Origin of the sequence: Citrobacter sp. TBCP-5362, assembly GCF_005406305.1 — a bacterium.
Classification (GTDB): domain Bacteria; phylum Pseudomonadota; class Gammaproteobacteria; order Enterobacterales; family Enterobacteriaceae; genus Citrobacter_B; species Citrobacter_B koseri.
The window spans coordinates 3,819,725-3,839,693 of sequence record NZ_CP040234.1; the positions used below are offsets into that span (position 1 = coordinate 3,819,725).

19 protein-coding genes and 1 other annotated feature are annotated in these 19,969 nt (G+C 53.5%); of the genes, 5 read left to right on the forward strand and 14 right to left on the reverse strand.

What is annotated here, in order from left to right:
- Positions 1-139 precede the first annotated feature (139 nt).
- Positions 140-1,273, reverse strand: a complete 1,134-nt coding sequence (dnaJ, locus tag FD428_RS18165) for a molecular chaperone DnaJ (RefSeq protein ID WP_047463780.1) — start codon at positions 1,271-1,273, stop codon at positions 140-142.
- 87 nt (positions 1,274-1,360) lie between these two features.
- Positions 1,361-3,277, reverse strand: a complete 1,917-nt coding sequence (dnaK, locus tag FD428_RS18170) for a molecular chaperone DnaK (protein WP_012134158.1) — start codon at positions 3,275-3,277, stop codon at positions 1,361-1,363.
- 401 nt (positions 3,278-3,678) lie between these two features.
- Here dnaK and satP point away from each other — a divergent pair, with 401 nt between their 5' ends.
- On the forward strand, positions 3,679-4,245 hold the full coding sequence (gene satP, locus FD428_RS18175; RefSeq protein ID WP_012134160.1) for an acetate uptake transporter: 567 nt from the start codon (positions 3,679-3,681) through the stop codon (positions 4,243-4,245).
- A gap of 34 nt (positions 4,246-4,279) precedes the next feature.
- Here the strand turns inward: satP and FD428_RS18180 are convergent, their stop codons facing one another.
- The 3 genes from FD428_RS18180 to tal all read right to left on the reverse strand — a co-directional run bounded on the left by FD428_RS18180 (position 4,280) and on the right by tal (position 7,366).
- Positions 4,280-5,587 carry an MFS transporter gene (locus FD428_RS18180; protein WP_071257506.1) on the reverse strand — a complete coding sequence of 436 codons (1,308 nt, stop codon included), beginning with the start codon at positions 5,585-5,587 and terminating at the stop codon, positions 4,280-4,282.
- A gap of 124 nt (positions 5,588-5,711) precedes the next feature.
- A complete protein-coding gene (gene mog, locus FD428_RS18185; protein ID WP_012134162.1) occupies positions 5,712-6,299 on the reverse strand; it encodes a molybdopterin adenylyltransferase in 588 nt (195 codons plus the stop codon).
- Positions 6,300-6,412: 113 nt separating this feature from the next.
- Entirely contained in the window at positions 6,413-7,366 is a 954-nt protein-coding gene (gene tal, locus FD428_RS18190; protein ID WP_012134163.1) for a transaldolase, read from the reverse strand.
- A gap of 286 nt (positions 7,367-7,652) precedes the next feature.
- Here tal and FD428_RS18195 point away from each other — a divergent pair, with 286 nt between their 5' ends.
- Both FD428_RS18195 and yaaA read left to right on the forward strand, forming a co-directional pair.
- A complete protein-coding gene (locus FD428_RS18195) occupies positions 7,653-9,083 on the forward strand; it encodes a sodium:alanine symporter family protein (RefSeq protein ID WP_024130724.1) in 1,431 nt (476 codons plus the stop codon).
- A 77-nt stretch (positions 9,084-9,160) separates the two neighbouring features.
- On the forward strand, positions 9,161-9,937 hold the full coding sequence (gene yaaA, locus FD428_RS18200; RefSeq protein ID WP_047459033.1) for a peroxide stress protein YaaA: 777 nt from the start codon (positions 9,161-9,163) through the stop codon (positions 9,935-9,937).
- A gap of 98 nt (positions 9,938-10,035) precedes the next feature.
- Here yaaA and FD428_RS18205 read toward each other — a convergent pair whose 3' ends face one another.
- From FD428_RS18205 to yjjY, 7 genes are all read right to left on the reverse strand, one after another.
- Positions 10,036-10,326 carry a DUF2502 domain-containing protein gene (locus FD428_RS18205; RefSeq protein WP_012134167.1) on the reverse strand — a complete coding sequence of 97 codons (291 nt, stop codon included), beginning with the start codon at positions 10,324-10,326 and terminating at the stop codon, positions 10,036-10,038.
- 228 nt (positions 10,327-10,554) lie between these two features.
- Entirely contained in the window at positions 10,555-11,841 is a 1,287-nt protein-coding gene (gene thrC, locus FD428_RS18210) for a threonine synthase (protein WP_071257499.1), read from the reverse strand.
- Positions 11,842-11,844: 3 nt separating this feature from the next.
- The gene (gene thrB, locus FD428_RS18215; RefSeq protein WP_012134169.1) at positions 11,845-12,774 is read right to left on the reverse strand and encodes a homoserine kinase; all 930 of its coding nucleotides are present in this window, start codon (positions 12,772-12,774) and stop codon (positions 11,845-11,847) included.
- A 1-nt stretch (position 12,775) separates the two neighbouring features.
- Complete coding sequence (gene thrA / locus FD428_RS18220) at positions 12,776-15,238, reverse strand: bifunctional aspartate kinase/homoserine dehydrogenase I (RefSeq protein ID WP_114847977.1); 2,463 nt, start codon at positions 15,236-15,238, stop codon at positions 12,776-12,778.
- 25 nt (positions 15,239-15,263) lie between these two features.
- Positions 15,264-15,384: a sequence feature (Thr leader region), on the reverse strand.
- Complete coding sequence (gene thrL, locus FD428_RS18225) at positions 15,320-15,385, reverse strand: thr operon leader peptide (RefSeq protein WP_060815970.1); 66 nt, start codon at positions 15,383-15,385, stop codon at positions 15,320-15,322. It overlaps the preceding feature by 65 nt.
- A 212-nt stretch (positions 15,386-15,597) precedes the next feature.
- Complete coding sequence (locus tag FD428_RS18230; protein WP_114847978.1) at positions 15,598-16,284, reverse strand: tRNA/rRNA methyltransferase; 687 nt, start codon at positions 16,282-16,284, stop codon at positions 15,598-15,600.
- Between the two features lie 398 nt (positions 16,285-16,682).
- Positions 16,683-16,823, reverse strand: coding sequence for a protein YjjY (gene yjjY / locus FD428_RS18235; protein WP_001541509.1), 141 nt, complete (start codon positions 16,821-16,823; stop codon positions 16,683-16,685).
- Positions 16,824-16,918: 95 nt separating this feature from the next.
- On the opposite strand from yjjY, the gene arcA reads away from it, so the two are divergent.
- Positions 16,919-17,635: a two-component system response regulator ArcA gene (gene arcA / locus FD428_RS18240; protein ID WP_001194359.1), complete on the forward strand. Its 717-nt coding sequence runs from the start codon at positions 16,919-16,921 to the stop codon at positions 17,633-17,635.
- 109 nt (positions 17,636-17,744) lie between these two features.
- Here arcA and creA read toward each other — a convergent pair whose 3' ends face one another.
- Entirely contained in the window at positions 17,745-18,215 is a 471-nt protein-coding gene (gene creA / locus FD428_RS18245) for a protein CreA (RefSeq protein WP_024130725.1), read from the reverse strand.
- A gap of 211 nt (positions 18,216-18,426) precedes the next feature.
- Between creA and robA the strand changes: the two genes are divergently transcribed.
- On the forward strand, positions 18,427-19,296 hold the full coding sequence (gene robA / locus FD428_RS18250; RefSeq protein ID WP_012134174.1) for an MDR efflux pump AcrAB transcriptional activator RobA: 870 nt from the start codon (positions 18,427-18,429) through the stop codon (positions 19,294-19,296).
- Here robA and gpmB read toward each other — a convergent pair.
- The gene (gene gpmB, locus FD428_RS18255; RefSeq protein ID WP_012134175.1) at positions 19,293-19,940 is read right to left on the reverse strand and encodes a 2,3-diphosphoglycerate-dependent phosphoglycerate mutase GpmB; all 648 of its coding nucleotides are present in this window, start codon (positions 19,938-19,940) and stop codon (positions 19,293-19,295) included. The genes robA and gpmB overlap by 4 nt on opposite strands.
- Positions 19,941-19,969 lie beyond the last annotated feature (29 nt).

The following is a 19,969-nucleotide window of genomic DNA, read 5'->3' on the forward strand; positions in this document are numbered from 1 at the left end:
CTCGCATGATCTATCGTTAAAATTAGATTATTTATGGTGAAATGTTCGGTTTTTACGAAATAAGATAATCGCCGCCGATAAACAAAAAAAGCCCGGGATTGTGCAATCCCGGGCTTTTTATGCAATGTAACAACGGTGATTAACGCGTCAAATCGTCAAAGAACTTCTTCACTCCGTCGAAGAAACTCTTCGAACGTGGACTGTTTTTCTCACCTGTCGGGCCACCGAAGCTTTCTTGCAGATCTTTCAGCAACTGCTTCTGCTTCTCGTTCAGACCTACCGGCGTTTCGACCACAACACGGCACAGCAGATCGCCCTGCGCGCCGCCGCGTACGGATTTCACGCCTCTTCCGCGCATACGGAACAGCTTGCCAGTTTGCGTTTCGTGCGGCACTTTCAACTTCACACGGCCATCCAGCGTCGGGACTTCAATCTCGCCACCCAGCGCTGCCATTGCAAAGTTAATCGGCACTTCGCAATACAGGTTGTTGCCTTCACGCTCGAAGATCGGGTGCTGCTTCACCTGCACCTGAACGTACAGATCGCCCGCTGGCGCGCCATGCTCGCCCGCTTCACCTTCACCGGAGAGACGAATACGATCGCCGGTGTCCACACCCGCCGGGATTTTAACCGACAGGGTTTTGGTTTTCTCTACGCGGCCATGACCGTGGCATTTGTTGCACGGATCTTTAATCAGCGTACCGCGCCCCTGACAGTGCGGGCAGGTTTGCTGCACGGCGAAGAAGCCCTGACGCATCTGCACCTGGCCGGAGCCATGACAGGTTGGACAGGTCTGCGGCTGAGTACCTGCTTTCGCACCGCTGCCGTGGCAAACGTCGCACTCTTCCAGCGTCGGAATACGGATCTCTTTGGTCACGCCACGTACGGCTTCTTCCAGGGTGAGATCCATGTTGTAACGTAAATCAGCACCACGCGCTGCGCGCTGACGACCACGTCCGCCGCCAAAGATATCGCCGAAAACGTCACCAAAGATATCGCTGAAGTCAGCACCGCCGCCGAAGCCGCCGCCAAATCCACCACCGCCTTGTTCAAACGCGGCGTGCCCGTACTGATCGTATGCCGCACGTTTTTGCGCATCGGTCAGAACTTCGTAGGCTTCCTTGATCTCTTTGAACTTGGCCTCGGCCTCTTTATCACCCTGGTTACGGTCCGGGTGATATTTCATGGCCAGGCGCTTGTACGCCTTTTTGATTTCACGCTCTTCCGCTGTTTTGGAAACGCCTAAAATCTCGTAATAGTCTTGCTTAGCCATCTTTTTTTTATCTGCCCCTAACATGCGTGCACGGGCGGAGAGGAACCCTCTTCGCCCGTGCCAGTATTTTACCCGTTCAAAGGGCGATTATTTTTTGTCTTTCACTTCTTCAAACTCAGCGTCGACAACATCGTCATCTTTCGCGTTGTTTGCAGAAGCGTCAGCGCCGCCAGCCTGCTGCTGTGCATGCTGCTGCTGAGCGATTTCCATCAGTTTCTGGGAAGCCTGCGCCAGTTCCTGCATTTTCGCTTCGATAGCCGCTTTGTCTTCGCCTTTCAGCGCCGTTTCCAGCGCGCTCAGTGCAGACTCGATAGCCGTTTTGTCGTCTGCTGGCAGCTGATCGCCCGCTTCTTCAACCTGCTTACGCGTGCTGTGCAGCAGATGGTCGCCCTGGTTGCGCGTCTGAACCAGCTCTTCGAACTTACGGTCAGATTCTGCGTTCGCTTCAGCATCGCGAACCATTTTCTGAATTTCGTCCTCGTTCAGACCAGAAGAAGCCTTGATGGTGATCTTCTGCTCTTTACCGCTGTTTTTGTCTTTCGCGGAAACGTGCAGGATACCGTCAGCATCGATATCAAAGGTGACTTCGATCTGCGGCATACCGCGCGGCGCCGGGTTGATGCCATCCAGGTTGAACTGACCCAGAGATTTGTTATCAGACGCGCGTTTACGCTCACCCTGCAACACATGGATGGTTACCGCAGACTGGTTGTCTTCAGCGGTAGAGAACACCTGGCTGTGCTTGGTCGGGATAGTGGTGTTTTTGCTGATCAGCGCCGTCATTACGCCGCCCATGGTTTCGATACCCAGAGACAGCGGGGTAACGTCCAGCAGCAGAACGTCTTTCACATCACCGGTCAGTACGCCGCCCTGCACCGCTGCGCCGATAGCAACAGCTTCGTCCGGGTTAACGTCTTTACGCGGTTCTTTACCAAAGAACTCCGCCACTTTTTTCTGCACCATCGGCATACGCGTCTGACCACCAACGAGGATAACGTCGTTGATATCAGATACGGACAGGCCAGCATCCTGCAACGCGACTTTCAGCGGCTCGATGGAACGGTTCACCAGGTCTTCGACCAGGCTTTCCAGTTTCGCGCGAGTCACTTTGATGTTCATGTGTTTCGGACCGGTAGCATCTGCGGTGATGTACGGCAGGTTCACGTCGGTCTGCTGTGCGGAAGAAAGCTCGATTTTCGCTTTTTCTGCCGCTTCTTTCAGACGCTGCATCGCCAGCGGGTCGTTACGCAGGTCAATGCCCTGATCTTTCTTAAATTCTTCAACCAGGTAGTTGATCATACGGCTGTCGAAGTCTTCACCACCCAGGTGGGTATCACCGTTGGTTGCCAGAACTTCGAAGGTTTTTTCGCCGTCAACTTCGTCGATTTCGATAATAGAGATATCGAAAGTACCACCACCGAGGTCGTAAACCGCGATAGTACGGTTGCCGACTTCTTTATCCAGACCATAAGCCAGCGCGGCGGCGGTCGGTTCGTTGATGATACGTTTTACTTCCAGACCTGCGATACGACCGGCATCTTTCGTTGCCTGACGCTGAGCATCGTTGAAGTAAGCAGGCACGGTGATAACAGCTTCAGTTACCGGTTCGCCCAGGTAATCTTCTGCGGTTTTCTTCATTTTTTTCAGCACTTCAGCAGAGATCTGCGGCGGTGCCATTTTCTGACCTTTCACATCAAGCCATGCGTCGCCGTTATCGGCGCCGATGATTTTGTACGGCATGATGGAAACGTCACGCTGAACTTCTTCGTCCTGGAAGCGGCGGCCAATCAGGCGTTTAATCGCAAACAGGGTGTTTTGCGGGTTTGTCACTGCCTGACGTTTAGCCGGCTGACCAACCAGAGTTTCACCATCCTGGGTATAAGCAATGATAGAAGGCGTGGTGCGATCGCCCTCGGCGTTCTCCAGCACACGTGCAGTTGTGCCATCCATAATCGCTACACAAGAGTTGGTAGTACCCAGGTCGATACCAATAATTTTACCCATCTAAACGTCTCCACTAAAAATTCGGTCATCATGTGGTTGTGAATCTGTAATAAGGGCGAAACGTGCGGTTTCAACTACCCTGAATCGTTTTTTTTCAGACTCACTCACTGCGGTTGACTACAAGATGGGGTCGTAACCCACGTCATCAAGGGGGGCATGAAAAATTTTTTTTGCGAAAAACGATAATTTTCTTCACCGGGCATACGGAAAACACCTCTGCCTGTGCGGCGGTTAAGCCTTTTTCTTCCGTGATCGTCATCACAAGGGGAAATATTTCATTTTCCCCCTATTAGATCATAGACAGCCTCTATTCCCCTGATTATCATGCCGCGCCCCGAATACGGTATCGGTTGTTCGGGGAAACTATTTCACCATTCGATTAATGATGATTTTGAGGAATTATGGGCAACACTAAGTTGGCTAACCCGGCTCCGCTGGGCCTGATGGGCTTCGGCATGACCACCATTCTGCTTAACCTGCACAACGCGGGTTTCTTCGCTTTAGACGGCATTATTCTGGCGATGGGCATTTTCTACGGCGGTATCGCGCAAATTTTTGCTGGCCTGCTGGAATATAAAAAAGGCAATACCTTCGGCTTAACCGCATTTACCTCTTACGGTTCTTTCTGGCTGACGCTGGTCGCGATCCTGTTAATGCCGAAAATGGGTCTGACAGAAGCGCCGAACGCGCAGTTCCTGGGCGCCTACCTGGGGCTGTGGGGCGTGTTCACACTGTTCATGTTCTTTGGCACGCTGAAAGCCGCTCGCGCGCTACAGTTTGTCTTCCTGAGCCTGACCGTACTGTTCGCCCTGTTGGCCTTCGGCAACATCGCGGGTAATGAAGCGGTGATCCACGTTGCGGGTTGGATTGGCTTAGTGTGTGGCGCCAGCGCCATTTACCTGGCGATGGGCGAAGTGCTGAACGAACAGTTTGGCCGCACCATCCTGCCAATCGGTGAAGCGCACTAATCTTCCGTTATCCCCCCGACCGGGGGGATAATTTTTACAGCTGTTGTAATTCTGCCTGCACATCCGCATCGCGATAATAAATATCCTGTCGCAACCAGACGCCCAACCCCAGCCCCACCAGTGACAACGCCAGCACATACCAGGCCGGCGCCATTGGCGACACGCCCATCAACATGGTGACCGCAATTGGCGTCAGGCCGCCAAAAATGGCATACGAGACGTTGTAAGAAAAAGAGATGCCGGTGAAACGCACTTCCGCCGGGAAGGCTCGCACCATTACGTACGGCACCGCGCCAACAACACCAACACACAGCCCCACCAGTCCGTATAATAAAAACAACTGCTCGGGATGCGCACCAGACAGGTGATAGAAGATCCAGCTTGAGCAGGCCAGCAGAAAACTGCCTACAATAAAGGTTTTGCTGGCGCCAACCCGATCGACAATGAACCCTGCCAGCAGGCATCCCACGCACAGCATAATGGTCGCCACGCTATTTGCCTGTAAAGTTAACGCGGGCGCAAACCCGTACTGCTTTTGCAACCAGACCGGCGACATCAAAATCACGACGACAATGCCGGCCGATAACAACCAGGTCAGCAGCATCGAAATCGCCACCGCTTTTTTATGTTTCACCACTACCGCTTTGACGGGCAATTCCTGCGCGAGCGTTTTGCGCTGCTGCATTTCAAGGAAGATGGGCGTTTCCTGCAACCAACGACGTAAATACATCGCAATCAGACCAAATACGCCGCCGAGCAGGAAGGGAATACGCCAGCCATAATCATGCACCGCCTGCTGGGTCATACTGGTATTCACCAGCGTCGCCACGACAGAGCCAAGCAGGATACCGACCGTCAGTCCCGCAGTCAGCGTGCCGCAGGCGATGCCGATACGGCGCTCCGGCACATGTTCAGCCACAAACACCCACGCTCCCGGCACTTCGCCGCCAATCGCTGCGCCTTGCAAAATACGCATCAGCAGCAATAACAACGGCGCAAGGATGCCCATTGAGGCGTAAGTCGGCAGCAGGCCAATCGCCAGCGTTGGAACAGCCATCAATAGAATACTCAGGGTGAACATCTTCTTGCGCCCTACCAGATCGCCAAAGTGCGCCATGATAATGCCGCCCAGCGGGCGCGCCAGATAACCGGCGGCGAAGATCCCAAACGTCTGAACCTGACGAAGCCACTCAGGAATATCGGCGGGGAAAAATAGTTCGCCCACAACCGCTGCGAAGAAAACAAAGATGATGAAGTCGTAAAACTCGAGCGCGCCGCCGAGAGCGGCAAGTGAAAGAGTCTTATAATCCTGGCGATTCAGAGGTCGTGTGTGTTGTGACATAGCAAACCATGAGTCAGTGGAGTTATTGAGGGCGCTTATCGATATGTGTAAATCAAAAATTACTATATCGTAAACAATTCAATACTCCACCACCTGCGTAATTTATGTCACAGAAAGGCCAACTTCAGGCGTTTATGTCGCGTCTGGCATTTTTCGGGCGGAAAGATGCTACCACTTCCGCTGCGGTTTCCACATAAGGCCCTTCAAGCAACTGTACACAATACGGTACGCTTGCGAAAATTCCCGGCACAACAACCTTACCCTCGGCATCTTTCACCCCTTCCAGGGTCTCTTTGATGGATTTTGGCTGCCCCGGTAAGTTCAGGATCAGCGCCTGCTTACGGATCACGCCAACCTGGCGGGAAAGGATCGCCGTAGGAACAAAGTGCAGGCTGATCTGGCGCATCTGCTCGCCAAAGCCGGGCATTTCTCTGTCGGCGACGGCCAGAGTCGCGTCAGGCGTGACATCACGACGCGCTGGCCCCGTACCGCCCGTCGTCAGTACCAGGTGACAGCTCATTTCATCCACCAGCTCACACAGCGTTTGCTCAATGATCGCCTGCTCATCCGGGATCAGTCGGGTTTGCACGTCAAAAGGGGTAGTCAGCGCGGAGGCCAGCCACTCTTCAAGAGCAGGAATGCCTTTATCCTGGTATACGCCGCTGGACGCGCGGTCAGAAATGGAAACTAAACCAATACGTAAGGTGTTCATGATTATTCCGTCTAAACAGTCTCGTTAAACAGAATGATACACTGCAAAGGGAAGGACAGACAGGTTTCAGAAGAGGTAGCGTGACCAGAAACCTGTCTGGTCACGCCGAATGATTACAGCAGATCGCCGATCATTTTTTCCAGTTTTTCCTGGTCAATAGCAAACTTACGGATACCGTCCGCCAGCTTGTCTACCGCCATCGGGTCCTGGTTGTGCTGCCACAGGAACTCAGACTCGGTGATGCGTTCTGGACGCGCTTTCACTTCGCCAGAGAAGGACAGTTTACGTTCGATAGCGCCTTCGCTTTCCGCCAGCTCTTTCAGCAGCGCCGGAGCGATGGTAAGACGATCGCAACCCGCCAGCTCCAGAATTTCGCCGACGTTGCGGAAGCTCGCGCCCATCACCACTGTCTCATAACCGTGCTGTTTGTAGTATTCGTAGATTTCCGTAACGGAAACCACGCCCGGATCTTCTGCCGGAGCGTACTCTTTCTTGTCGGTATTGGCTTTGTACCAGTCAAGAATACGGCCCACGAACGGAGAGATCAGGTATACACCCGCTTCCGCACAAGCACGCGCCTGCGCGAAGGAGAACAGCAGAGTCAGGTTACAGTTGATACCTTCCTTTTCCAGCTGTTCAGCAGCACGAATCCCCTGCCAGGTAGACGCCAGTTTGATCAGGATGCGATCGTTGCTGATGCCCGCGTCGTTGTAGAGCTTGATGATGCGTTTTGCTTTGGCGATAGACGCGTCGGTGTCGTAGGACAGACGAGCGTCAACTTCGGTGGAGATACGGCCAGGGACCAGTTTCAGGATCTCCAGACCAATGTTCACCGCCAGCTTGTCGGCCGCGTCAACAATCTGCTGCGCGCGATCGCTGCTCTGCTGTTTCGCCCAGGCAACGGCATCGTCAATCAGCTTACGGTATTCCGGGATCTGTGCTGCGTTAAGAATGAGAGAAGGGTTGGTTGTGGCATCCTGCGGCTGGTACAGCTTCATTGCCGCGATGTCTCCGGTGTCGGCCACCACGGTGGTGAACTGACGAAGGGAGGTCAATTTGTCCGTCATGATAGTGTTTCTCTTTAAACAGCTTGTTAGGGGGATGTAACCGGTCTGCCTTGATGATAACACGACGCACTCACAGCGCAACCGCAGACAATGCGGTTATCCCACCCCCCTCTTTGTTTGCCCCTTTTTCAGCCCCTCGCCAGGGCTGCGCGCAATTAAAGGATATTGCCATATAGTATGGTAGACTCCCCCCATTCAATAGCCTGACAGGGTCTATACTGTTCGTGAATTGGTAACGCTTACACTGGAACCCAAAAGCGTACCGGCATCAACAAGAGGGATGTTAATGCCTGATTTCTTCGCCTTTATTAATGAAATACTCTGGGGTTCGGTAATGATCTACCTCCTGCTTGGCGCAGGGTTTTGGTTTACTTACCGTACCGGATTCGTTCAGTTTCGCTATATCCGCCAGTTTGGCAAAAGTCTTAAAAACAGCATACATCCCCAGCCGGGCGGGCTTACGTCATTTCAGGCGCTGTGTACCAGCCTTGCCGCGCGTATTGGCAGCGGCAACCTGGCAGGCGTTGCGTTGGCTATCGCCGCAGGCGGGCCAGGCGCCGTATTCTGGATGTGGGTATCTGCGCTTATCGGCATGGCGACCTCGTTTGCCGAATGCTCTCTGGCCCAGCTCTACAAAGAGCGCGACAGCACAGGACAGTATCGCGGCGGCCCGGCATGGTATATGGCGCGTGGTCTGGGTATGCGCTGGATGGGCGTTCTCTTCGCGATTTTCTTACTCATTGCGTATGGTCTGATTTTTAATAGCGTACAGGCGAACTCCGTCTCGCGGGCGCTCGCTTTTGCCTTTGACATACCGCCCATTATCTCCGGTATCGTGCTGGCGCTGGCGGCCTTTTTTGTCATCGTTCGCGGCATTAAAGATGTCGCAAAGCTCATGCAATGGTTCGTCCCTGCGATGGCCCTTCTGTGGACGCTCACCGGTTTAGTGATTTGCCTCTGGCACATCGAACAGTTGCCCGACATTATCGCGTCGATTGTGAAAAGCGCATTCGGCTGGCAGGAAGCCACTGCTGGGGCGGCTGGGTATACGCTCAGCCAGGCGATTACCAGCGGTTTCCAGCGCGGCATGTTCTCCAACGAAGCGGGAATGGGTTCTGCGCCTAACATTGCGGCCGCCGCTTCATCCTGGCCGCCGCACCCTGCCGCGCAGGGAATTGTGCAGATGATCGGCGTCTTTACCGATACCATTATTATCTGCACCGCCAGCGCGATGATTATTCTGCTGGCAGGCAATGGCGCCTCGCATATGCCAACGGAAGGCATCCAGCTGGTGCAACAGGCAATGATTTCACTGACCGGCGAATGGGGCGCAAGCCTTGTCGCGTTTATTGTGGTGTTGTTCGCCTTCAGCTCGATTGTCGCCAACTACGTTTACGCCGAAAATAACCTGATTTTTCTGCGTCTGGACAGTCTGCGAATGCGCTGGGCGCTGCGTATTGTCACCGTCGGGATGGTCGTGGCGGGCACGTTACTCAGCTTTCCGCTCGTCTGGCAGTTGGCCGACATTATTATGGCCTGTATGGCCATCACCAACCTGACGGCGATTCTGCTGCTCTCGCCGGTGGTACATACGATCGCCAGCGACTATCTGCGACAGCGTAAGCTCGGCGTACAACCCGTGTTCGACCCGTTCCGCTACCCTGAAATTGAGCAGCAACTGGCGCCGGATACATGGGATGAGTTGCCGCGTCACTAGCGCGGCAATCACAACCATCGATCAAATCGGTCGGTTTTTTTGCTAAAGTCGCAGTAAATTTCCTGCAAGGACTGGATATGCTGATTCTGATTTCACCTGCAAAAACGCTCGATTACCAAAGCCCGCTGGCCACGACGCGCTATACGCGGCCTGAACTGCTGGATTACTCCCAGCAGTTGATCCGCGAGGCGCGCAAGCTCTCGGCGCCGCAGATTGGCAAGCTAATGGGCATTAGCGACAAACTGGCCGATCTGAATGCCACCCGTTTTCATGACTGGCAGCCTGACTTCTCCCCTGAAAACGCCCGCCAGGCGATTCTGGCGTTTAAAGGCGACGTCTATACCGGACTACAGGCGGAAACGTTCAGCGAAGCCGATTTTGATTTCGCGCAGCAGCATTTGCGTATGCTTTCCGGGTTGTACGGCGTCCTGCGTCCGCTGGATCTGATGCAGCCTTACCGTCTGGAGATGGGTATTCGCCTTGAGAACGCCAAAGGGAAAGACCTTTATCAGTTCTGGGGCGATGTGATTACCGATAAGCTGAACGAAGCGCTGGCTGCGCAAGGCGATAAAATCGTCATCAACCTGGCCTCGGATGAATATTATAAATCCGTGAAGCCGAAGCAGCTGAATGCGGAGGTTATCAAGCCCGTGTTCCTTGACGAGAAAAACGGCAAATTCAAAGTTATCAGCTTCTACGCCAAAAAAGCGCGCGGCCTGATGAGCCGTTACATCATTGAAAACCGGCTGACGAAGCCGGAACAGCTCACCGCATTTAACAGCGAAGGCTATTTCTATGATGAGCAAGCGTCAGGAAAAGGCGAACTGGTGTTTAAACGCCACGAGCAAAACTGATGCCCTGAAGCGCAGGCCGGATAAGACGCCTTTTGTCGCTATCCGGCGCTAAAACCGCATAACTGCCTGATAGCGCTACGCTTATCAGGCTTGCGTGCTTAATGGCGGTGGTCGTCGCGGCGATCATCATGACGATGCTCGTCATGCTTATTATGATGCGGTTGCGGACGTGGTCCATGTGGCTGCCAGCGGTTTTCTCGCCACTCATAATGCTTCTGCCACCAGCCGTGGTCACGCCAGTGACCGCCATCCCAGTAGTTACCGTGGTTATCGCGATCGCCAATCTGAAGTTTAACTGCCGGTACGAGGGTAATTTCGGCAGCCTGTGCTGCGAGGGGAGCCACCAGCATCATGGAAAGTGCAAGAAGCACGGGTTTCAACTTGTTCATGAGGTACTCCTTTTTACCATTGCCCGATTTGGGTCGATGAAAGGAGATTACTTGATGAGAACGCGGGTTGTTATTCTCCGCAATCCTAATCTCTAAGTTACCGCATTTATTGAGAATTACTCCTTTTTACCTGCTAAATTTCTCCTTATTTTCTCCATAAAAAAGCCGGATGGCGGCTAACGCCTTATCCGGCCTACAATAGCCCCGAAGCGCCACCGGGCACAACTGTTAGCCGCGTGTCATCATCAGCTTACGCAATTCGGCAAAATCGGCAGGCAGATTATGTGAGAGCAGCGGCAGGTCGGCACGATCCGCCAGCTCTTTTGGCAGATCCAATGTTTCACCAAGAATCGCCTCCACACTCTCTTTGAATTTCGCCGGATGCGCGGTCCCGAGGAACAAGCCATACTCCCCCGGGTGCAGCTGATCGCGCAGCGCGCGGTACGCCACGGCAGCGTGCGGTTCAGAGGTATAACCTGCCGCTTTCAGTTCGCGCATGGTCTCCTGCGTCGTCTCATCGTCAACCGCAGCGTAGCCCAGCTCCGTCAGACGCCAGATTTTACGGCGGAACAGCTCTTCCACACGCGGCCAGTTATTGGGCTGGCTGACATCCATCGCGTTCGACAAGGTAGCCTGCGTCGCTTTCGGCGACCACTGCCCCTCTTTCAGGAAGCGCGGCACCGTATCGTTGACGTTAGTGGCGGCGATAAAGCGTTTCACCGGCAGGCCGAGCGACTTCGCCAACAGCCCCGCCGTCAGGTCGCCAAAGTTACCGCTGGGCACGGAAATCACTAACTGATTACGCGCGTCCTGCGGCAGTTGAGCGACCGCTTCAAAGTAATAGCAAATCTGCGCCAGCAGACGGCTGATGTTGATGGAGTTCGCCGAATTCAGCCCCAGCGCCGCCTTCAGTTCTTCATCATCAAACGCCTGTTTTACCAGCGCCTGGCAGGCATCGAAATCACCGTCAATCGCAACCGTTTCGATGTTGCCGCCCAGCGTACAGAACAGTTTTTCCTGCAACGGGCTGATCTTGCCGCGTGGGTAGAGGATCACGACGCGTACATTTTTCAGACCGTAGAATGCGTGAGCAACTGCCGCGCCGGTATCGCCAGAGGTCGCCGTCAGGATAGTCACCGGTTTGTCGCCGCTGATGTGCGTCAGCATTTGCGCCATAAAGCGACCGCCAAAATCCTTAAAGGCCAGCGTCGGGCCGTGGAACAACTCCAGGCACCCGACATCGCCTTCCACCTGACGCACCGGCGCCGGAAAAGCGAATGCCTCGCGGACGCGCTCTTCTAAGATTTCCTGCGGGATCTCATCCCCGATAAACGCGGAAAGGATCTTTGCGCTACGACTCACAAAGTCCTGATTCAGCATCTCATCAACTTCAGTCAGGCTAAATTCCGGCAGGTCGTGCGGGAAAAAGAGCCCCTGATTCTTGCCAAGCCCCTGCGTAACGGCCTGCGCAAAGCTGACCTGCTCATTATGATCTTTCAGATTGTAGAGTTTCATTGTTTATCCCAGTACTCGTGCGCCCGCCGTATCCAGCTGACAAATATGAACAAAGCCTTCCTGATTTTGCAGGTAATTTTTACCCAGCCAGTCTGCTACACGCTGCGCCGTATCCGGCTTATCACAGAGCGCGAAAAGCGTCGGCCCGGACCCGGAAATACCGCTGGCCAGCGCGCCAATTTCCGCCACCGCCTGACGCGCCTGGCTGAAGCCCGGCAGCAGACGAGCGCGGTACGGTTCGGCAATCACATCCTTCATCAGCTTTGCAGCAAGCTGCGGCTGACGGGAATAGCAGGCATGAATAAACCCGGCCAGATGCCGCCCGTGGGCGATACAGTCCTGACGGCGATACTGCGCGGGTAAAATCGCCCGCGCTTCAGCCGTCGAAACGTTAATCCCCGGATAGGCCAGTACCCACAGCCACTCATCAAATCCTGGCACCTGCTGGCTGATAATGCCGTTTTCTTCGATCATCAACTGCATGCCGCCGAGAAAGCACGGCGCGACGTTATCGTAATGAATGCTGCCAGAGATACGCCCTTCCAGTTCCCCCATGATCGCCAGCAGACGCGTGTCGTTCAGCGGTTTGCCACAGAACTCATTCATCGCCACCAGCGCGGCGACCACGGAACAGGCGCTGGATCCTAACCCGGAACCAATCGGCATGTTCTTTTCCAGCGTCATCGCCACCGGAATCTGTTTACCTAACTCCTGGCAAAAACGCTCCCAGCACTGATAAACGATATTTTCACGCGGCGCTGACGGCAGCTTGTCGGCAAAACGCCCTAAATTATTCAGCGTGAAGCTTTCTGCCGCATCCACCGAGACCACATCGCCCAGCAGTGAGCCATCAACCGGCGTGACGGCCGCCCCAAGCACATCAAATCCGACGCTCATATTGGCACTGGAAGCCGGAGCATAGACTTTCACCATTTTAGACTCCTAACTTCCATGAAAGGGTGCGCAGCAGATCGGCAAAAACACCCGCCGCCGTCACATCGTTCCCCGCACCGTAACCGCGCAGAACCAGCGGCAGCGGTTGATAATAGTGACTGTAAAACGCCAGCGCGTTCTCCCCGTTTTTCACTTTAAACAGCGGATCGTTGCCGTCAACCTCGGCGATCTTCACGCGACACACGCCGTCGTCTTCAATGTTGCCAACATAGCGCAATACTTTGCCTTCATCACGGGCTTTCGCCACGCGGGCGGCAAACGCGTCGTCAAGCTGCGACAGATTGGTCATAAACGTGGCGACATCGCCGGAATCGTCGAAACCTTCCGGTAGCACCGGCTCAATCACGATATCGGACAGTTCCAGCTCACGTCCCGTTTCACGAGCGAGGATCAGCAATTTGCGCGCCACATCCATCCCGGAAAGATCGTCACGCGGATCGGGTTCGGTATAGCCCAACTCGCGCGCCATCGTGGTCGCAGCCGAAAGGCTCATGCCTTCATCCAGCTTGCCGAAAATAAAAGAGAGCGATCCAGACAGGATGCCGGAGAAGTGTTGCAGTTCGTCACCTGCGTTCAGCAGGTTTTGCAGGTTCTCGATAACCGGTAAGCCCGCGCCTACGTTGGTGTCGTACAGGAACTTACGTCGGGATTTCGCCGCGGCAAAACGCAGTTGATGGTAGTAATCCATCGACGACGTGTTGGCTTTTTTGTTCGGCGTTACCACATGGAAGCCTTCACGCAGGAAGTCGGCGTATTGATCCGCCACCGCCTGGCTGGAGGTACAGTCAACAATGACCGGGTTAAGCAGGTGATACTCTTTCACCAGGCGAATTAAGCGCCCTAAATTAAACGGTTCTTTCGCTTCCGCCAGTTCCGCCTGCCAGTTATCCAGGTTCAGGCCATGCACATTGGTCAACAGCGCTTTCGAATTCGCCACGCCGCAAACACGCAGGTCGATATGCTTGTTTTTCAGCCAGGACTGCTGGCGTTTAAGCTGCTCAAGTAACGCGCCGCCAACGCCGCCAACGCCGATAACGAACACTTCAATCACCTGATCGGTATTGAACAGCATCTGGTGAGTAACGCGCACGCCCGTTGTGACATCATCGTTATTCACGACCACCGAAATCGATCGTTCGGACGAGCCCTGCGCAATCGCGACAATATTGATATTCGCGCGCGCCAGCGCCGCAAAGAACTTCGCCGAGATGCCGCGCAGCGTGCGCATACCGTCGCCAACCACCGAGATGATCGCCAGACGTTCAGTCACTGCCAGCGGTTCCAGCAACCCTTCTTTCAGTTCCAGGTAGAACTCATCCTGCATTGCACGCTGGGCCCGCGCGCAGTCGCCCTGCGGTACGCAGAAACTGATGCTGTATTCAGAAGAGGATTGCGTGATCAGCACCACGGAGATCCCCGCGCGGGACATTGCCGCGAAGACGCGCGCCGCCATCCCGATCATCCCTTTCATTCCAGGGCCGGAAACGCTGAACATCGCCATATTGTTCAGGTTCGAGATCCCTTTCACCGGCAGTTCGTCTTCATCGACGCTAGCGCCGATCAGCGTACCAGGGGCTTGCGGGTTTCCGGTGTTTTTAATCAGGCATGGGATTTGGAACTGAGCAATGGGGGTGATGGTGCGAGGATGAAGGACTTTGGCGCCGAAGTAAGAAAGCTCCATCGCCTCCTGATAGGACATCGACTTCAGCAACCTGGCGTCCGGCACCTGGCGCGGGTCACAGGTATACACACCGTCGACGTCAGTCCAGATCTCACAACAGTCGGCGCGTAAGCAGGCAGCCAACACCGCAGCGGAGTAATCAGAACCGTTGCGGCCCAGCACGACCAGCTCGCCTTTTTCGTTACCGGCGGTGAAACCTGCCATCAGCACCATGTGGTCAGCCGGAATGCGGCCCGCCGCGATACGGCGCGTAGATTCGGCGATATCAACGGTCGATTCGAGGTAATGCCCGACCGCCAACAATTTTTCGACCGGATCGATAACCGTCACGCCATGACCGCGCACTTCCAGCAGGCCAGCCATGATCGCGATCGACATCTTCTCGCCACGGCAGATCAGCGCAGCATTGATGCTATCCGGGCACTGGCCCAGCAGGCTGATTCCGTGCAGGATATGTTTGATTTGCGCAAATTCTTGCTCAACGAAAACTTTCAACTGCGCCAGCGGGAACCCCGGCTGAGCGGCTGCAAGACCCGTAAGAAGTTCGGAAAAAATACGTTCGGCATCGCTGATATTCGGTAAAGCATCCTGACCGCTGATGGTCTTTTCAATCATCGCCACCAGATGGTTAGTAATTTTGGCGGGGGCAGAGAGAACAGTCGCTACCTGCCCCTGCCTGGCATTGCTTTCCAGAATATCGGCAACACGCAGAAAGCGCTCTGCATTTGCCACTGATGTACCGCCGAACTTCAACACTCGCATGGTTGTTACCTCGTTACCTTTGGTCGAAAAAAAAGCCCGCACTGTTCAGGTGCGGGCTTTTTTCTGTGTTTCCTGTACGCGTCAGCCCGCACCGTTACCTGTGGTAATGGTGATGGTTGTGGTAATGGTGGTGCTGATGCGATTCATGGATGTTGTGTACTCTGTAATTATTATCTGTCTGTCTTGTATCTTTAAAGGGTTAAAGTATCTCGTGACCTAAGTCAATAAATTTTTAATTTGATCACATTCCGCAACATGTTCACGAGCTGCTGCTTGCGCATTTATTTTCAACCAATACGGAATGAAGCAACCTCTTGAAACCAGATTTAAAATCTTACATTAAGTAATTTAACAATATTTTATTTTGTTATGTTTTTCTCAATATCATGCAATAAACGGTGCAGCATGGCCGTGTCGCGCTGCCCTGACAGCCCCAGTCGTTGTTGCAGCCAGTCCGCCAGTTTGGTGTCATCAGCAACATCCAGCGTCGCCAGTAACTGCGAAACACGTGTGCGTAACGCCTGCAATTGCGGCGCGTCAGTCACCTCTGTTTGTTTCGCCGGTTGTTGCATTAAGCCTGCTAATTGATAGCAATACACCATTACTGCCTGCCCTAAATTGAGTGAAGGATAATCAGCAACCATTGGCACGCCGGTTAAAACGTCTGCCAGCGCCAGTTCTTCATTCGTCAGGCCCGAATCTTCCCGGCCAAAAACCAGCGCCGCATGGTTCATCCACTGCGATTTTTCCTGTAACAGCGGCAGCAGTTCTGCGGGCGTTGCGTAGTAGTGGAACTTCGCGCGACTGCGGGCCGTGGTGGCGACAGTGAAATCAACATCGTGCAGCGCTTCCGCCAGCGTTGGATAAACACTAATATTATCAATAACATCAGTGGAACCATGTGCGACCCAACGGGTCGCCGGCTCCAGGTGCGCCTGGCTGTCGACAATACGCATATCGCCAAACCCCATCGTCTTCATTGCCCGTGCCGCCGCGCCAATATTTTCCGCTCTGGCAGGCGCGACCAGAATAATTGTTACACGCATTTCGATTCTCTTTTTGACCAGCCGCTGGCAATAATGTGACCAATGTCAACATATTACGCAGCACGAATTTACAATTTTTTAACGAAAATCGTTGAAAAACCATTTCACATTCAGTAAAAGGCACTAAACTATTTCTTATCTTTACTATTGCGTTTTATGTTAAGAAATACTACATATCCTTCTGTTTATTTAGGATAATTTAATTTAGAATGAATCACACCTATTGGATTCATTACATTTATTAGTTGGCATGCGCAACTAGTTGGATTATTGCAAATTTGTGATGAACGCTAGCATTTGGATACGATGATTTCATCAAACTGTTAACGTGCTACAATTGAACTTGATATATGTCAACGAAGCGTAGTTTTATTGGGTGTCCGGTACGTCTTAGCCTGTTATGTTGCTGTTAAAATGGTTAGGATGACAGCCGTTTTTGACACTGTCGGGTCCAAAGGGAAAGTACCCACGACCAAGCTAATGATGTTGTTGACGTTGATGGAAAGTGCATCAAGAACGCAATTACGTACTTTAGTCATGTTACGCCGATCATGTTAATTTGCGACATGCATCAGGCAGGTCAGGGACTTTTGTACTTCCTGTTTCGATTTAGTTGGCAATTTAGGTAGCAAACATGCAGACCCCGCACATTCTTATCGTTGAAGACGAGTTGGTAACACGCAACACGTTGAAAAGTATTTTCGAAGCGGAAGGCTATGATGTATTCGAAGCGACAGATGGCGCGGAAATGCATCAGATCCTCTCTGAATATGACATCAACCTGGTGATCATGGATATCAACCTGCCAGGGAAAAACGGTCTTCTGTTAGCGCGTGAACTGCGCGAACAGGCTAACGTTGCGTTGATGTTCCTGACTGGCCGCGATAACGAAGTCGATAAAATCCTCGGCCTCGAAATCGGCGCAGACGATTACATCACCAAGCCGTTTAACCCACGCGAACTGACTATCCGTGCGCGCAACCTGCTGTCCCGTACTATGAATCTGGGTACGGTCAGTGAAGAGCGCCGTAGCGTCGAAAGCTACAAGTTCAACGGTTGGGAACTCGACATCAACAGCCGTTCTTTGATCGGCCCAGATGGTGAGCAGTACAAACTGCCACGCAGCGAATTCCGCGCCATGCTTCACTTCTGCGAGAACCCGGGCAAGATCCAGTCTCGTGCAGAACTGCTGAAGAAAATGACCGGTCGCGAGCTGAAGCCGCATGACCGTACTGTTGACGTGACTATCCGTCGTATTCGTAAGCATTTCGAATCCACGCCGGATACCCCGGAAATCATCGCGACCATTCACGGTGAAGGTTACCGTTTCTGCGGTGATCTACAGGACTAATCGGTTACCACCGGCAGCAAAAACGGCGCAAAACGCGCCGTTTTTTATTGTCTGTCAATGACTTATCCGACCATAACGGGAATCACTTCCAGATGACGCGTCAGGAACGTTACCGCCACGGCATAACGGGCACCGCGCTTATGGCATTTTTTGGCGACCCTTCAACGACCTTGTCAGAATAGGCCAGATACGCCAGCGTATTGCGTTTGGCATCATAAAAACGCACGACCTGTAATTTTTTAAACACCAGCGACGTGCGTTTCTGGAAAACGACATCCCCTTGCGCTTTCCCGTTCTTAATTTTATCGCTCAGCTCAATCGGCCCTACCTGCTGACAGGAGATCGCCGCGTCGGAGGTATCTTCGGCCAGTCCCAGACCGCCTTTAATCCCCCCCGTTTTCGCCCGACTTACATAGCACGTCACATTTTTGACGTCGGGATCGTCAAACGCTTCGACGACGATTTTATGGTCAGGCCCAAACATTTTAAATACGGTATCGACGGAACCCACCTGTTCTGCATGCGCAAACTGCCCCAGCATCAACAGAATTGAGGAAAGTATTAAGCTCTTGTATTTCATATTGTTACCATTCATAAAAGTTACACTGCGCAATTATTCGACACGTCTGGATAAACTGTTTACAGATCACAGGATTAGAATAATCATGCTTTAGTGTGCCCCAAAAAAGCACAGATGAGCAAAAAAAACACCGAATGCTAAAACAGCAAAAAATGCTATTATCCACTTACCTGATGTCAGGTGCTCGTTGTGGAAAGGATGAGGATATTTTATGGATCAGGCTGGCATTATTCGCGACCTCTTAACCTGGCTGGAAGGCCATCTGGATCAGCCTCTGTCGCTTGACAATGTGGCGGCAAAAGCAGGTTATTCCAAGTGGCACCTGCAAAGAATGTTTAAGGACGTGACGGGCCATGCTATTGGCGCTTACATCCGCGCTCGCCGCTTATCTAAATCCGCCGTGGCCCTGCGCCTGACGGCGCGTCCGATTCTGGATATCGCGTTGCAGTACCGCTTCGATTCTCAGCAAACCTTTACCCGCGCGTTTAAAAAGCAGTTCTCTCAGACGCCGGCGTTATATCGCCGCTCTCCAGAATGGAGCGCCTTTGGCATTCGTCCGCCAATGCGTCTGGGTGAGTTCGCCATGCCTGAACATCAGTTTGTCACCCTGGAAGATACGCAACTGCTCGGCACCACCCAGAGCTATTCCTGTTCGCTGGAGCAAATCTCCGATTTTCGACACGAAATGCGCGTACAGTTCTGGCAAGACTTTCTCAGCCAGGCGCCAACGATTCCTCCGCTGCTCTACGGCCTTAACGAAACGCGCCCCAGCCTTGAGAAAGATGACGAACAGGAGGTGTTCTACACCACCGCGCTACCGCAAGAACATGCCAACGGGTATGTGCCGTCAGCGCAGCCTGTTACCCTACAGGGCGGCGAATATGTGATGTTCACCTACGAAGGTTTAGGAACCGGGGTACAGGAGTTTATCCTGACGGTATACGGCACCTGTATGCCGATGCTGAACCTGACCCGCCGTAAAGGGCAGGATATAGAGCGATACTACCCGGCAGAAGATGCCAAAACAGGCGGTCGCCCTATTAACCTGCGTTGCGAATTCCTGATCCCCGTTCGCCGTTAACGCTGTAGCTCATCTAACGCAGGGGCATCGAGATGCGAGACGTCCCCTGCCGTTTCAACGACCCAACCAGGCGCCAGCCACAAACTTTCCTGATAATCGACGCGGGAAATAGAGCAGTTACGCAGACGTAACCGACGCTCCGCCCAGGCCGGTAATCCCAGAATGGTGCTGACCAGGCAACCCAGCGCGATACCGTGACTGACCAGCAGCGGGCGGCTGCCCTGCGGCAGTTCCAGACAGGACGCGAGAGCGGCATTGACGCGATCGCTCAGTTCCTGCATGGATTCGCCATCAGGAATGCGCCCGTCAACCGTACCGTTCACTAACTGGCGACGCCAGTTCTCTTCTTCTTCGGTGAGGGTGTCGATGTGCCGTTTTTCCAGCACGCCCATGTCCAGCTCACGCAGGCGGGCGTCGAAAGTGATATCGCAACCGCATGCCTGGGCGATGATTTCAGCCGTGCGGCGGGTGCGACCGAGATCGCTACTGACGATATGGGTGATGCCGAGCGTTCTGGCGCGTTCTCCCACTTGCATAGCTTGTTGCTCACCTTTAGCGGTCAGCGGACTGTCAGACTGGCCTTGAATACGTCGCTCGGCGTTCCACTGCGTTTCACCGTGGCGAACAAGGTATACCTGTAACATGCTTTTTATCCGTTATACTGCGATGACAT